This is a genomic window from Caldimonas taiwanensis NBRC 104434 (assembly GCF_001592165.1).
Lineage (GTDB): Bacteria > Pseudomonadota > Gammaproteobacteria > Burkholderiales > Burkholderiaceae_C > Caldimonas > Caldimonas manganoxidans.
In genome coordinates this window covers 252,680-264,998 of sequence record NZ_BCWK01000002.1, presented here as the reverse complement: position 1 = coordinate 264,998, position 12,319 = coordinate 252,680, and the positions used below count along the sequence as shown (strand labels likewise).

Here is a 12,319-nt window from a genome sequence, read left to right as displayed (position 1 = left end):
GTCGCGCTCAGCGCTTTTCGATCGCGGTGACCGTGTAGGTGCCGCCCACCTTGGCGGCCTGGAAGCTCACCTTGTCCCCGACCTGCACCTTGTCGAGCAAGCTGGGTGGTTCGGCGCGGAAGACCATGGTCATCGGCGGCATGTCCAGGCTCTTGATCTCGCCATGCTTGATCGTGATCTTGCCGGCGGCTTTGTCGATCTTGCGCACCTCGCCTTCGGCAGCCTGGCCCAGGGCCAGCGTGCTTGCGGTTGCCACAGCGATGGCGCTGATCCAGCGTTTGAGCATCGAGAGGCCTTTCTTTTCAGGGACGTGTGCCCGACAGGGCGGGGTAGTGCTGGTAGACACGGCCCTTGCGGTCACGGCCGACCAGGATCACATCATAAGCGTCGCGACGCTCGCCCACTTCCATGCCGGGCGAGCCCACCGGCATGCCGGGCACGGCCAATCCGATGGCCGCGGGCCGCTCGGCCAGCAGGCGGCGGATCTCGCGCGCTGGCACATGGCCTTCCAGTACATAGCCTTGGACGAGCGCGGTGTGACAAGAGCCGAACTCATCGGGCATGCCCAGTTTCTCGCGATATTCGGCCGGGCCGCGGACATGGTTGACCTTCACTTGGAACCCGTGGGCTTGCAAATGCTCGACCCAGGCACCGCAGCAACCACAGCTCTCGGACTTCCAGACCTCGATCAGAGGCTGGCGGGCGGCCATCGCCAACCCCGGGGCGAGGGTGGCGCCGGCCAGGGACCCGGCCCAGGCCAGCCAGCGGCGACGTGACATCGGCAAAGACATGGAATGAACCTTTCTCGACAGGCGGTGGCGCATCGGGGGCAGCGCCAGCGGCGCTCACGGCGCCCAGCACGCATTCGTGCTGAGGCAGGCATTTGGAGCCGCGGGGCGCCACGAGGTTCCCAGCCCCGTTCGGTTTGCGAACGGCGTTGGGGCCGCACCCCGATATGATGCCTGGAGTGGCGGGCCCCGTCTGAGGATCGGTCGCAAGCCATGCGGCGTCTCTTGCCGTCGTGGCCGCCGCGGTGGGGGCCCCAAGGGGCGTGCTGCGCCGCACCAGCCGCCCTAGAATCCGGGCATCGTCCGGCGGCTGTCCACCGTCCGTATCCGAAGCGTCCCGGAGTCTTACCTGCATGAACACCCCTGCTGCGGCCTCCCATGATTTGAGCCACATCGCCCCGCGGGACCAGGCCGAGATCCTGGCCCAGGCCTTGCCCTACATCCGCAAATTTCATGGCAAGACCATCGTCATCAAGTACGGCGGCAATGCCATGACCGACCCGGCGTTGCAGCAGGACTTCGCCGAGGACGTGGTGCTGCTCAAGCTGGTGGGCATGAACCCGGTGGTGGTGCATGGGGGTGGCCCCCAGATCGACGAGGCCCTGGCCAAGATCGGCAAGAAAGGCACCTTCATTCAAGGCATGCGCGTGACCGATGAAGAGACCATGGAAGTGGTCGAATGGGTGCTGGCCGGGCAGGTGCAGCAAGACATCGTGGGCCTCATCAACGCCGCCGGTGGCAAGGCCGTGGGCCTGACCGGACGCGACGGGGGCTTGATCCGCGCACGCAAGCTGCGCATGAAGGACAAGGACGACCCGACCAAGGAACACGACGTGGGTCAGGTGGGCGACATCGTCGCCATCGACCCCAGCGTGGTCAAGGCGCTGCAAGACGACCAGTTCATCCCGGTCATCTCGCCCCTGGGCTTTGGTGAACACAACGAGAACTACAACATCAATGCCGATGTGGTGGCTGGCAAGCTGGCCGAGGTGCTCAAGGCCGAGAAGCTGATGCTGTTGACCAACACCCCGGGAGTGCTGGACAAGAACGGCAATTTGCTCACCGATCTGACCGCACGCCAGATCGACGAGCTGTTTGCCGATGGCACCATCTCGGGCGGCATGCTGCCCAAGATCGCCTCGGCCTTGGATGCGGCCAAAAGCGGCGTCAATGCCGTGCACATCATCGACGGCCGCGTGCCGCATGCGATGCTGCTGGAGGTCCTCACCGACCAAGCCTTCGGCACGATGATCCGCTCGCACTGAATTGCGTTCGCGCATGAAGCGCCGCAGCGTCTGGCTGTTCGACCTGGACAACACGCTGCACGACGCCTCGCGGGCGGTGTTCCGTCAGCTCGACGGCTCGATGACGGAATACATCGCCCGTGCGCTGCAGCTGCCCCACGAGCAGGCCGATGCCCTGCGGCGCGACTACTGGCGGCGCTACGGCGCCACGTTGCTCGGCCTGGTGCATCACCATGGCATCCGCCCAGCGCATTTCCTGGAGCACACCCACGCGCTGCCGGGGCTGGAAGGGCGACTGTTCGCGCATGCCCATGACAAGGCGGCGCTCAAGCGCCTTGGGGGGCGCAAATACGTGCTGACCAATGCGCCGCGGGCCTACACCCGGCGGGTGTTGGGCGCCCTGGGCCTGGAGGCGGTCTTCGACGGTCTCATCCCCATCGAGGACTTGCGCATGTTCGGCCGCTGGCGGCCCAAGCCCGATGCGCGCATGCTGCGCCGCGTGGCCGCCCGATTGAAGGTGCCGCCGAGCCGCTGTGTGCTCGTCGAAGACACCTTGGCCCATCAGAAGGCGGCCCGAGCGCTGGGCATGCGCACGGTGTGGATGCAGCGATATCTGCGACACAATGCACACGGCCCGGAAGTTGGTGTTTACCTGCACCGCAAGCCTGTGTACGTGTGTGCGAGAATCCGCTCGCTACAAAAGTTACATTCTTTGCGTGCACTGTGATGGCCGAGCCTTCCCTGCCTGTCGAGCCGATGTCGGGTGCAGCCGAGTCCAGCAGCGACGCGGCCTCACGCAAGCGGCCCAAGCCTGGCGAGCGCCGCGTGCAGATCCTGCAAACCCTGGCGGCGATGCTCGAACAGCCGGGGGCCGAACGCATCACCACCGCAGCCCTGGCGGCGCGTTTGGCGGTGAGCGAGGCGGCCTTGTATCGCCATTTCGCCAGCAAGGCCCAGATGTTCGAGGGCCTGATCGAGTTCATCGAGCACAGCGTCTTCACGCTGATCAACCAGATCACCGAGCGCGAAAGTGCCGGCAGGGTCCAGGCCCACAAAATCGTGGCCGTGGTGTTGCAGTTTGCCGAGAAGAACCCGGGCATGACCCGCGTGATGGTGGGCGATGCCTTGGTGTTCGAGCACGAGCGCCTGTTGCTTCGCATGAACCAGTTCTTCGATCGCATCGAGGCGCAGCTGCGCCAAAGCCTGCGTCTGGCGGCCGATGCCGACGGTTCGATCACGCCCTCGGTCGATGCCCAGGCGCAAGCCTCGGTGTTGACGAGCTTCCTCTTGGGGCGGCTGCATCGCTACACCCGCTCGGGATTCAAGCGCTCGCCCACCGAGTTCCTCGAGGCCAGTCTGCGTCTGTTGTCGGGCTGAGCCCGGCTGCGCGAAGGGCATGCTGAGCATCTGCTTGGCAGGCGAGACCGTCGTCCTGCTGCCTGAGAAAGCCCTGTGGCTGCCGGCTCATGCCAGTCTGCTGGTGGCCGATGTCCACCTGGGCAAGGCAGCGAGTTTTCGCCGACAGGGCGTGCCGGTGCCGCGCGGCAGCAGCCGTGCCGCCTTGCAGGGCCTGAGCCTGTTGATCGAGCGCCTTGGTCCCGAGCGCGTGGTGTTTCTGGGCGATTTTCTGCATGCGCCGGCGGCCCACAACCCGGACACCTGGCAGGATCTGTGGCACTGGCGGCAACGCCATCCGGGGCTGGAGCTGGTGTTGGTGCGTGGCAACCACGACCACCGGGCCGGCGATCCTGCGGTCGAGCTGGGCATGCGCTGCGTGGACGAACCCTGGCCCTTGGGCCCCTGGGCCTTGTCGCATCATCCGCAGCCGCACCCGCAGGGCTATGTGCTGGCCGGGCACTGGCATCCATGCGTGAGCCTGCAGGCCCGGGCGCGCGACCGGCTGCGTCTGCCGTGCTTTTGGTTGGGTGCGCAGGTCGGGGTGCTGCCAGCCTATGGGCCTTTCACGGGGATGCACCCGATCGCACCGGCCGCCGGCGACCGCGTGTACGCCGTGGCCGATGACATGGTCGTGGATCTGGCGGTGGGCCGTTGAGCACGCCGCTACACTGGCGCGTCGACGAGTCTTTGCCGTCTGCGCGTTTGCCCATGTCTGCTGCCCTCGAAACTCTGTTGCTACGTGCCGAAGCCCTGCTGGCGCGGCTGGAAAACATGCTGCCCCAGGACGCTCTGACCGAGCCCGACTGGTCGGCCTCCATCGCGTTTCGCTATCGCCGGCGCGGCCCCGTCGGCCGTCTCGACCCGGTGCGCCATGTGTCCACCATCCGCCTGTCGGACCTGCGCGAGGTCGATGCGCAGAAAGAGCGCTTGCTGCGCAACACCGCGCAGTTCGTCGCCGGGCGACAGGCCAACAATGTGCTGTTGACCGGCGCGCGGGGCACCGGAAAGTCCTCGCTGGTGAAGGCCTGCTTGAACGAGTTTGCCGACCGTGGGCTGCGGCTCATCGAGGTGGACAAGGGCGATCTCGTGGACTTGCCCGATCTCATCGATCTGGTGGCCGATCGTCCGGAGCGCTTCATTGTCTTTTGCGACGACCTCAGCTTCGACGAGGGCGAAGCGGGCTACAAGGAGCTCAAGTCCATTCTCGACGGCTCGGTGGCGGCGGCCACACCGAACGTGTTGATCTACGCCACCAGCAACCGCCGCCACCTGCTGCCCGAGTACATGAAAGAAAACCTCACCTACACCCACACCGACGACGGAGAGGTCCATCCGGGCGAGGTGGTGGAAGAAAAGATTTCCCTGTCCGAGCGCTTCGGACTGTGGATCAGCTTCTATCCCTTCACCCAGGCCGAATACCTGGCCATCGTGGCGCAGTGGCTGCGCCGCTTCGGCGTGGACGAGGCCTCCATCGAGGCCGCGCGTCAGGAATCGTTGGTGTGGGCCTTGGAGCGTGGCTCGCGTTCGGGGCGCGTGGCTTACCAGTTTGCTCGGGACTATTGCGGCCGCATCGGCCTGGCTGCGGCATGAGAACGCCCATCGATGTGGCCGTTGGGGTCTTGGTCGAGCGCACACCGGCCGGGGAGGGGCGTTTTTTGCTGACCTCGCGCCCGCCGGGCAAGGTCTATGCGGGCTACTGGGAGTTCCCGGGAGGCAAGCTCGAGCGCGGGGAGTCGGTGGAAGATGCCCTGCGTCGCGAATTGCACGAAGAGCTGGGCATCACCATCGGCGCGGTTCATCCATGGAAGGTCGAGCTGGTGGACTATCCGCATGCGCTGGTGCGCCTGCATTTTTGCAAGGTCTACGAATGGACGGGCGAGCTCGAGATGCGTGAAGGCCAGTCCATGGCCTGGCAGGATCTGCCGGTGCAAGTGCGTCCGGTGCTGCCGGGGACGGTGCCCGTGCTGCAATGGTTTGCCGCCGAGCGCTGTCACAAGGGCCCAACCCACGCGGACTGAGCCTGCGTCAATGCACCGGGGCCGAGGATCCCGGGTCGTCGGGGTCGGACGCCTGCGACGGAGCCGGCACGCGGTAGCGTTCGCTGGCCCAGGCCCCGAAATCCAGGTTCTTGCAGCGTTCGCTGCAAAAGGGACGGTACGGGTTGTCCGGCGCGTACTGGCTCGGCCCGCCACAGGCCGGGCAGCGCACGGTGCGAGGTGGGGGTGGGGCAGAGCTCATCCGGTGCACAGGGTCAATTCGAAACCCAAATCTTCGACGGACGGTCGCAAGCGTCCATCGTCCTCTTGGCGCAAGAAGCGGATCGACACCATCAAGCGATGGCCGCTGATCTCGGGCACGAGTCCGGTGGACGGATCCAGGCGCACCCGCAGGAGCTGATAACTGCGCCCCGCAGGCAGGCTTTGCTGATACTGGCCGGCGGTGGCCATCACTTTGTGCGGCACGCCGGACTCGCGCAGCAACCCCAACAGCACCCGCAAGGCCTCGGCCAGCGGCATCAGCGTGCTCACCCAGCGTTGCAGGTCGGCTTGCCGCCGCGCCGCCGGGAGATGCTGCCAGGCGTAATACGCGGGCAGGTCGAACTCGCAGGTGCCGCCGGGGATGCTGATGCGGCTGCGCACGCTCATCAACCACTCATTGCTGGTCAGCGCATGGCCCGCTTTGCCGGGCAGCTGGTTGAGCTGGGCGTGAGCATGGTCGATGCGACCGAGCACCTCGTCCAAGGCCTGCTCCGAGATCGAGGGATTGCCGCGATAGCCATTGAGCAGCGTTTTCTGGCGATCCAGATCCTTGAGCAAGTCGGACTTGAGATCGGCCCGGGAGGCCACGTCCATGATCTCGAACAGGGTGGCCAGGGCGAAATGGTGGTCGACGGCCGCCTCACGCACCATCAACTGGCCCAGCCGGTCGAACAAGTGTTCGAGCCGCAGCATGGTGCGGATGCTTTCGTTGAAGGGATATTCGTAGAGGATCAAGGCAAGCGGCACGACGCAGTCAATGCCAAGCATTTTTCCATACCTGGGTAGCGCGGGCTACCCGCGCACCGCGCAAGCCCCTGTCTTTCGGTCGGCGACCCTCGCGGCGGTGGCAGGCTCAGAAGGCCGACGCGGCGGCCGCAGCCGGCGGATGCATCGGATGCCACAGACGCCACAGCGCTTCCAATGCGGCGTACAGATCGGCCAAACCGTCGGTGTCGTTGGCCACGATGATGTCGGCTGCGCTCAGTCGCTGCAGGCGCGAGGCCTGCTGGACCATGATGGCGCGCACCGCGGCTTCGCTCAGGCCCGAGCGTTGCTTCACGCGCAGCACTTGGCGTTCGGGCGAACAATCGACCACCAGGACCTGGTCCACCCGGGTGCGCCAGACGCGCGATTCGACCAGCAGCGGCACATCGAAGACCACCATCTGATCCGGCGGGGCCTGGGCCGCTTGGCGCAGGGCTTCCTCGCCGATCAGCGGATGCAAGATGGCCTCGAGCATGGCCTTGCTTTGCGGGTCGCGAAACACCCGCTCGCGCATGCGCTCGCGGTCCAAGGCGCCGTCGGCCGTCAAGACCGCCTCGCCGAAGGCCGCACGGATCGGCGCGATGCCGGCTCCACCGGGTTGGGTGAGCTGGCGCGAGATGGCGTCGGTGTCGACCACATGCGCGCCGCGTTCGCGCAGCCAAGCGGCCACGGTGCTTTTGCCGCTGCCGATGCCACCGGTCAGTCCGAGCCGGCGGGGGCGCGGGAGCCGTGCGCCGTCCATCGGCTCAGGCCCACCCCAACCAACCAAGCACGGTGTCGGCGCCCAGGAAATACACCAAGGCGCCGGCACCGGCCAGAAACGGGCCGAAGGGCACATAGCGGCCTTCACGCAGGTGGGCGGTCAGCTTCATCCCGATGCCCACCACGGCGCCGATCAGCGAGGCGATCAGCGCGATCGGCAGCAGGGTGTTCCAGCCCAGCCAAGCGCCCAGTGCTGCCAGCAGCTTGAAGTCACCATAGCCCATGCCTTCCTTGCCGGTGGTGAGCTTGAACAGCCAATAGACCGACCACAAGGCCAGATAGCCCGCGACGGCTCCCCACAGCGCCGTGGACAGCGGAATCGTCCAGTCCAAGGCCGCGGCGATCAGTCCGGCCCACAACAAGGGCTGCGTGAGCTGGTCGGGCAGCAAGGTGGTGTCCCAGTCGATGAAGGCCAAAGCCACCAAGGTGGCCATCAGCCCGCACCAAGCCAGCACCACGGGCTGCGGCCCCAGCTTCCACGCCACGCCGGCGAACAGGACGGCCGTCAACAGCTCGACGGCCGGATAGCGCCAGGAAATCGGGGTTTTGCAGGCCGAGCATCGCGCGCGCAGTGCCACCCAGCTGATGACAGGAATGTTCTCGTACCAGCGGATGGCATGGCCGCAGTGCGGGCAGCGTGATCGAGGCCGCCACAGACCCAGCGGCTCGCCCTCGTCGGGCAGGGCTTGCTCCAGGAGCTCGGCGCTGTCGCGTCGCCACTGCCGCTCCAGCATCAGGGGCAAGCGATGGATGACCACGTTGAGGAAGCTCCCCACGCACAGGCCCAGCACGGCCAAGGTGGCCGGTGATAGCCACCAGGCAAGCATTTCAGAGGACATCGAGGCTCTTGGGCTTGCGCTTCAGACCACCTGACCCAGCTTGAAGATGGGCAGGTACATCGACACCACGATGCCGCCGATGATGGTGCCCAGCACGACGATGATCACGGGCTCCATCAGGCTCGACAGCCCTTTGACCGCCTCATCGACCTCCTGCTCGAAAAACTCGGCGGCCTTGTTGAGCATGTGATCCAAGGAACCCGACTCTTCGCCGATCGCACACATCTGCAGCACCATCACCGGGAAGAGGCCCGTGGATTGCATCGCCGTGGTCAGACTCGTGCCGGTGGAGACATCCTTTTGGATTTTCTCGGTGGCTTCGGCAAACACCGCATTGCCCGAGGCTCCGCCAACCGAATCCAGCGCTTCGACCAAAGGCACGCCGGCGGAAAACATCGTGGCCAAGGTGCGCGTCCAACGCGCCACGGCCGATTTGTAGACCAGCGGGCCGAACAGAGGCACTTTCAGTAGCAAGCGATCCATGGCTTTTTGCATCTTCTCCGAGCGCTTCCAGCTCTCGAAGAAGAAGTAAGTGCCACCGATCAAGACGCCGAAGATGATGTACCAGTACTGCACGAACAGGTCCGACATCGCCATCACCAGCAGCGTGGGAGCCGGCAAGTCGGCACCGAAGGAGGTGAAAATGTCCTTGAACGCCGGGATGACGAACATCATGATGATGGTCACCACGATGAAGGCCACCACCAGCACGGCCACCGGGTAGATCAGCGCCGACTTGATTTTGGCCTTGATGGCTTCGGTTTTTTCCTTGTAGGTGGCCAGGCGCTCCAGCAGTGTCTCCAGAATACCGCCGGCCTCGCCGGCTTCGACCAGATTGCAGTACAGCGCGTCGAAGTACAACGGATGCTTGCGCAAGGCCGCCGATAGACTGGTGCCGGTCTCCACGTCCATGCGGATCTCGTTGAGCAGCTTGGTCAATCGCGGATTGCTGCTGCCGCGGCCGACGATGTCGAACGCCTGCAGCAAGGGCACGCCCGCACGCATCATCGTGGCCAGCTGACGGGTGAAGATGGCAATGTCCTTGGGCTTGATCGCTCTGCCACCGCTCATGCGGCGCTTCTTGACCTTGGTGACCAGCACGCCCTGACGGCGCAGACTGGCGCTGACCATGGCCTCACCGCCGGCGCGCATTTCTCCACGCACGGCTTTGCCATTGCGGTCCTTGCCTTCCCATTCGAAGACGAATTCCTGGGTTTTCTTTGCTGCTGCCACTGCCATGGTGTCTCCAGGGTGCAAGCCCTGTGTCAAAGCTTATTCATTGGTGACGGAAATGACTTCTTCGAGTGTCGTCACCCCCAGTCGGACCTTGTACAAGCCGGCCTGACGCAGATCCCGCACGCCTTCCTTCTGCGCTTGGGCGGCGATGTCCAAGGCCGAGCCGTCGGCCAAGATGATGCGTTGGATCTCCTCGGAAATGGGCATCACTTGGTAAATGCCGACGCGCCCTTTGTAGCCATTGTTACAGCTCGAGCAACCCACGGCTCGGTAGGGCTTCCAACTGCCGTCGAGCTCTTCCTCCTTGAAGCCGGCTTTGAGCATGGCCTCGCGGGGATAGTTGGCGGGCTGCTTGCAGTTCTCGCACAGCCGCCGGGCCAGGCGTTGGGCGGTGATGAGGATCACGCTGGAGGCGATGTTGAACGGCGCCACGCCCATGTTGCGCAGGCGTGTCAAGGTCGAAGGCGCATCGTTCGTGTGCAGCGTGGACAACACCAGGTGACCGGTCTGCGCCGCCTTGATGGCGATGTCGGCGGTTTCCAGGTCCCGAATCTCCCCGACCATGATCACGTCGGGATCCTGGCGCAGGAAAGCCCGCAAGGCCGTGGCAAAGGTCAGGCCGGCTTTCTCGTTCACATTGACCTGGTTGATGCCAGGCAGGTTGATTTCGGCCGGATCTTCGACGGTGGAAATGTTCACCCCCGGCTGGTTCAGGATGTTCAGGCAGGTGTACAACGACACCGTCTTGCCGCTGCCGGTGGGGCCTGTGACGAGCACCATGCCATAGGGGCGGTGGATGGCCGCCAACAGCCGCTCTTTCTCGGCCTTTTCATAACCCAGCGCATCGATCCCCAGTTTGGCGCTGGAGGGATCGAGGATACGGATCACGATCTTCTCGCCAAACAGCGTGGGCAAGGTGCTGACGCGAAAGTCGATGGCGCGGTTGCCGAACTTCAGCTTCATGCGCCCATCTTGGGGCACCCGTTTTTCGGCAATGTCCAGACGAGAGATCACCTTGATGCGCGAGGCCAGCTTGTCTTTGATGGCCACCGGCGGCTGCGTGATTTCGCGCAGCTCGCCATCGATGCGGAAGCGCACCCGGTAGCTCAGCTCATAAGGCTCGAAGTGCAGGTCCGAGGCCCGCATGTTGATCGCATCGATCAGCATCTTCTGCAAGAAGCGCACGACCGGTGCGTCCTCGACGTCGGCGGCCATCTCTGCGGCTTCCGACGCAGCAGGGTCCTCCTCGGACACATCGAACTCGAAATCGCCGCCGACGATGCTCTCCAGCGCCTCGCTGGCCGAGGCGCCCAGGCTTTCGAGCACTTTGACCAGCTTGTCATGCTCGACCAAGATCCACTCGGGCGTCAGCTGGGTGGCGAACTTGATGCGCTCGAGGGCTTCCTGGTCGGTCGGATCGGCACCGGCGACGAACAGGCGGCTGCCCCGCTTGCCCAGCGGGAGGACCTGGTACTGGGACGACAGCTTCGGTTCGATCAAGCCCTTGGGCAAGCGCTGGACATCGACCGCGTTCAAGTCGATGAGCGGCAGGGAAAACGTCGCTGACAGGGTGTGCGCCAAATCGCTGGGAGAGACCGCGCCGGCGGCGATGACCGCATTGATGAAACTGCAGCGCTTTTCCGCGGCCTGCTTGGCCAGATCCTCGGCGGTCTTCGTCGAGAGCTTGCCGGCATTGACCAGCACGCGCGCCACGCCAGACAGCGTGGAGTTCGGGGCCTCAGCCAGGGTGTCCATGCCAAAAGGTCAAATCGGAAAAAAGTGAGCGATCGCACAGCGCCGAAAGGCGCCGTCTGTGGGGCCGCGGAATGATCGCCGATCCTCTGCACACTGTAAACCTTGCAAGCCCGTGCAAGCAGCCCGAGATCGGCGGCGGCATGGTGAACTAGTGCACGTCCGTGCCCGAAATCTGGCCGCTGTGCACTCCCCCTGCCTGCGTTTGGAGTTGCGCCTGACCATGCCCCACGTCGGCCCGACGGCGGCCGCGCCGCCCGTGAGGGTCTCGGGTGTCAGGCCTGCCCCAAGGCCCCGGGCGAAGCTGGATGTTGCGAGAATACAACTGCTGGCGCCTCGCCTGCGGTGCGCCTCATCGCCGCTGGGCTGCCTTGCCGGGCTTGCTCTGGCGCAGGCTTGCGGCACTATTGGCTGAAAGGATGGCCCCATGACGACCCCGCTCGCGCTCGACCCCCTCATGCTCACGGTGGCCCCCAACGGGGCGTACAAGACCCACGAGCAACACCCTGCCTTGCCTCTGACCGCACAAGCCCTGGCCGCGACGGCCAAGGCCTGTCTGGAAGCCGGCGCCGCCATGCTGCACATGCATGTGCGCCGGCCTGACGGGCGTCACCTGCTCGATGCCCAGGCTTACCGGGAGGCCACAGCGGCCGTGCGCCAGGCGGTGGGCTCGCAACTGGTGGTGCAGATCACCACCGAGGCGGCCAGGATCTACGAGCCGGCGGTCCAGATGGCCGTGGTGCGCGAGGTGCTGCCGGAAGCCGTGTCGGTGGCCTTGCGTGAGCTGCATGTGCCGGGTGTCCGTGAGCAAGAACTCAGTGCCTTCTTCTAGTGGTTGGTGGCGCATCGCGTGATGACCCAAGTCATCCTCTACGACGCGGCCGACGTGCGCGACTGGCAGGACCTGTGCCGCCGCGGCGTGATTCCCGAGGGGCCGTGGTTCCTGCTTTTCGTGCTGGGACGCTACAGCGCCGGGCAGACCTCCTCGCCCAACGATCTGCTGCCCTTCCTGCAGGCGCATGATGGGATGCACCCGTGGGCCGTGTGCGCCTTCGGCGCGCAGGAGCATGCCTGCGTGCTGGCGGCTGCGGCCCTGGGCGGGCATGTGCGGGTGGGCTTCGAGAACAACGTGTGGCTGCGCGACGGGCGCATGGCACCGGACAACGCCGCGCTGGTGGCGCAGGCGGCCGAAGGCATTCGATGGCTGGGCCGCCCCTTGGCCACGGCCGATCAGGTGCGGGAGCGTTTTGGACGCGTGAGCGCCTCCGGTTGAAGCG

Annotated in this window: 14 protein-coding genes and 1 pseudogene; 7 read left to right on the top strand and 8 right to left on the bottom strand. The window is 65.3% G+C overall.

Annotated elements, in window-relative coordinates; translation table 11 throughout:
• Window positions 1-7: 7 nt before the first annotated feature.
• Complete coding sequence (locus CTA01S_RS02985; RefSeq protein ID WP_019560585.1) at window positions 8-286, bottom strand: copper-binding protein; 279 nt, start codon at window positions 284-286, stop codon at window positions 8-10.
• Window positions 287-302: 16 nt separating this feature from the next.
• On the bottom strand, window positions 303-791 hold the full coding sequence (locus CTA01S_RS02980; RefSeq protein ID WP_084362270.1) for a DUF411 domain-containing protein: 489 nt from the start codon (window positions 789-791) through the stop codon (window positions 303-305).
• A 350-nt stretch (window positions 792-1,141) separates the two neighbouring features.
• Here CTA01S_RS02980 and argB point away from each other — a divergent pair, with 350 nt between their 5' ends.
• Genes argB through CTA01S_RS02950 form a run of 6 tightly spaced genes read left to right on the top strand, consistent with a single transcriptional unit; the run spans window position 1,142 to window position 5,448 of the window.
• Window positions 1,142-2,053, top strand: coding sequence for an acetylglutamate kinase (gene argB / locus CTA01S_RS02975; protein WP_062192006.1), 912 nt, complete (start codon window positions 1,142-1,144; stop codon window positions 2,051-2,053).
• A 13-nt stretch (window positions 2,054-2,066) separates the two neighbouring features.
• Window positions 2,067-2,759, top strand: a complete 693-nt coding sequence (locus tag CTA01S_RS02970; protein ID WP_062192001.1) for a pyrimidine 5'-nucleotidase — start codon at window positions 2,067-2,069, stop codon at window positions 2,757-2,759.
• The gene (gene slmA / locus CTA01S_RS02965; protein ID WP_062191997.1) at window positions 2,759-3,409 is read left to right on the top strand and encodes a nucleoid occlusion factor SlmA; all 651 of its coding nucleotides are present in this window, start codon (window positions 2,759-2,761) and stop codon (window positions 3,407-3,409) included. Before CTA01S_RS02970 ends, slmA begins: the two co-directional genes overlap by 1 nt.
• Window positions 3,410-3,428: 19 nt before the next feature.
• Window positions 3,429-4,085 (top strand): ligase-associated DNA damage response endonuclease PdeM, encoded by a 657-nt coding sequence (pdeM, locus tag CTA01S_RS02960; protein ID WP_062191993.1) that lies wholly within the window; start codon window positions 3,429-3,431, stop codon window positions 4,083-4,085.
• A gap of 53 nt (window positions 4,086-4,138) precedes the next feature.
• Window positions 4,139-5,020, top strand: a complete 882-nt coding sequence (locus CTA01S_RS02955; RefSeq protein ID WP_062192178.1) for an ATP-binding protein — start codon at window positions 4,139-4,141, stop codon at window positions 5,018-5,020.
• On the top strand, window positions 5,017-5,448 hold the full coding sequence (locus CTA01S_RS02950; RefSeq protein WP_062191988.1) for an NUDIX domain-containing protein: 432 nt from the start codon (window positions 5,017-5,019) through the stop codon (window positions 5,446-5,448). Before CTA01S_RS02955 ends, CTA01S_RS02950 begins: the two co-directional genes overlap by 4 nt.
• A gap of 7 nt (window positions 5,449-5,455) precedes the next feature.
• Here the strand turns inward: CTA01S_RS02950 and CTA01S_RS16370 are convergent, their stop codons facing one another.
• The 6 genes from CTA01S_RS16370 to pilB all read right to left on the bottom strand — a co-directional run bounded on the left by CTA01S_RS16370 (window position 5,456) and on the right by pilB (window position 11,045).
• The gene (locus CTA01S_RS16370) at window positions 5,456-5,668 is read right to left on the bottom strand and encodes a DNA gyrase inhibitor YacG (RefSeq protein WP_084362269.1); all 213 of its coding nucleotides are present in this window, start codon (window positions 5,666-5,668) and stop codon (window positions 5,456-5,458) included.
• Window positions 5,665-6,423, bottom strand: a complete 759-nt coding sequence (zapD, locus tag CTA01S_RS02945; protein WP_062192174.1) for a cell division protein ZapD — start codon at window positions 6,421-6,423, stop codon at window positions 5,665-5,667. Before zapD ends, CTA01S_RS16370 begins: the two co-directional genes overlap by 4 nt.
• Window positions 6,424-6,541: 118 nt before the next feature.
• Window positions 6,542-7,195 (bottom strand): dephospho-CoA kinase, encoded by a 654-nt coding sequence (coaE, locus tag CTA01S_RS02940; RefSeq protein ID WP_062191985.1) that lies wholly within the window; start codon window positions 7,193-7,195, stop codon window positions 6,542-6,544.
• Window positions 7,196-7,199: 4 nt separating this feature from the next.
• The gene (locus tag CTA01S_RS02935) at window positions 7,200-8,054 is read right to left on the bottom strand and encodes a prepilin peptidase (RefSeq protein ID WP_026330128.1); all 855 of its coding nucleotides are present in this window, start codon (window positions 8,052-8,054) and stop codon (window positions 7,200-7,202) included.
• A gap of 21 nt (window positions 8,055-8,075) precedes the next feature.
• The gene (locus CTA01S_RS02930; RefSeq protein ID WP_019560596.1) at window positions 8,076-9,293 is read right to left on the bottom strand and encodes a type II secretion system F family protein; all 1,218 of its coding nucleotides are present in this window, start codon (window positions 9,291-9,293) and stop codon (window positions 8,076-8,078) included.
• Window positions 9,294-9,326: 33 nt separating this feature from the next.
• A complete protein-coding gene (gene pilB / locus CTA01S_RS02925; protein ID WP_062191981.1) occupies window positions 9,327-11,045 on the bottom strand; it encodes a type IV-A pilus assembly ATPase PilB in 1,719 nt (572 codons plus the stop codon).
• A 424-nt stretch (window positions 11,046-11,469) separates the two neighbouring features.
• On the opposite strand from pilB, the pseudogene CTA01S_RS02920 reads away from it, so the two are divergent.
• Window positions 11,470-12,315 (top strand): annotated as a pseudogene (locus CTA01S_RS02920) (beta-keto acid cleavage family enzyme).
• Window positions 12,316-12,319: the final 4 nt, after the last annotated feature.

Coding starts and splice junctions, on each gene's coding strand:
- pilB (WP_062191981.1), bottom strand. CDS start 11,045: ATGGACACCCTGGCTGAGGCCCCGAACTCCACGCTGTCTGGCGTGGCG.
- CTA01S_RS02930 (WP_019560596.1), bottom strand. CDS start 9,293: ATGGCAGTGGCAGCAGCAAAGAAAACCCAGGAATTCGTCTTCGAATGG.
- argB (WP_062192006.1), top strand. CDS start 1,142: ATGAACACCCCTGCTGCGGCCTCCCATGATTTGAGCCACATCGCCCCG.
- CTA01S_RS02935 (WP_026330128.1), bottom strand. CDS start 8,054: ATGTCCTCTGAAATGCTTGCCTGGTGGCTATCACCGGCCACCTTGGCC.
- CTA01S_RS02950 (WP_062191988.1), top strand. CDS start 5,017: ATGAGAACGCCCATCGATGTGGCCGTTGGGGTCTTGGTCGAGCGCACA.
- pdeM (WP_062191993.1), top strand. CDS start 3,429: ATGCTGAGCATCTGCTTGGCAGGCGAGACCGTCGTCCTGCTGCCTGAG.
- CTA01S_RS02980 (WP_084362270.1), bottom strand. CDS start 791: ATGTCTTTGCCGATGTCACGTCGCCGCTGGCTGGCCTGGGCCGGGTCC.
- coaE (WP_062191985.1), bottom strand. CDS start 7,195: ATGGACGGCGCACGGCTCCCGCGCCCCCGCCGGCTCGGACTGACCGGT.
- CTA01S_RS02985 (WP_019560585.1), bottom strand. CDS start 286: ATGCTCAAACGCTGGATCAGCGCCATCGCTGTGGCAACCGCAAGCACG.
- CTA01S_RS02970 (WP_062192001.1), top strand. CDS start 2,067: ATGAAGCGCCGCAGCGTCTGGCTGTTCGACCTGGACAACACGCTGCAC.
- CTA01S_RS02955 (WP_062192178.1), top strand. CDS start 4,139: ATGTCTGCTGCCCTCGAAACTCTGTTGCTACGTGCCGAAGCCCTGCTG.
- CTA01S_RS16370 (WP_084362269.1), bottom strand. CDS start 5,668: ATGAGCTCTGCCCCACCCCCACCTCGCACCGTGCGCTGCCCGGCCTGT.
- slmA (WP_062191997.1), top strand. CDS start 2,759: ATGGCCGAGCCTTCCCTGCCTGTCGAGCCGATGTCGGGTGCAGCCGAG.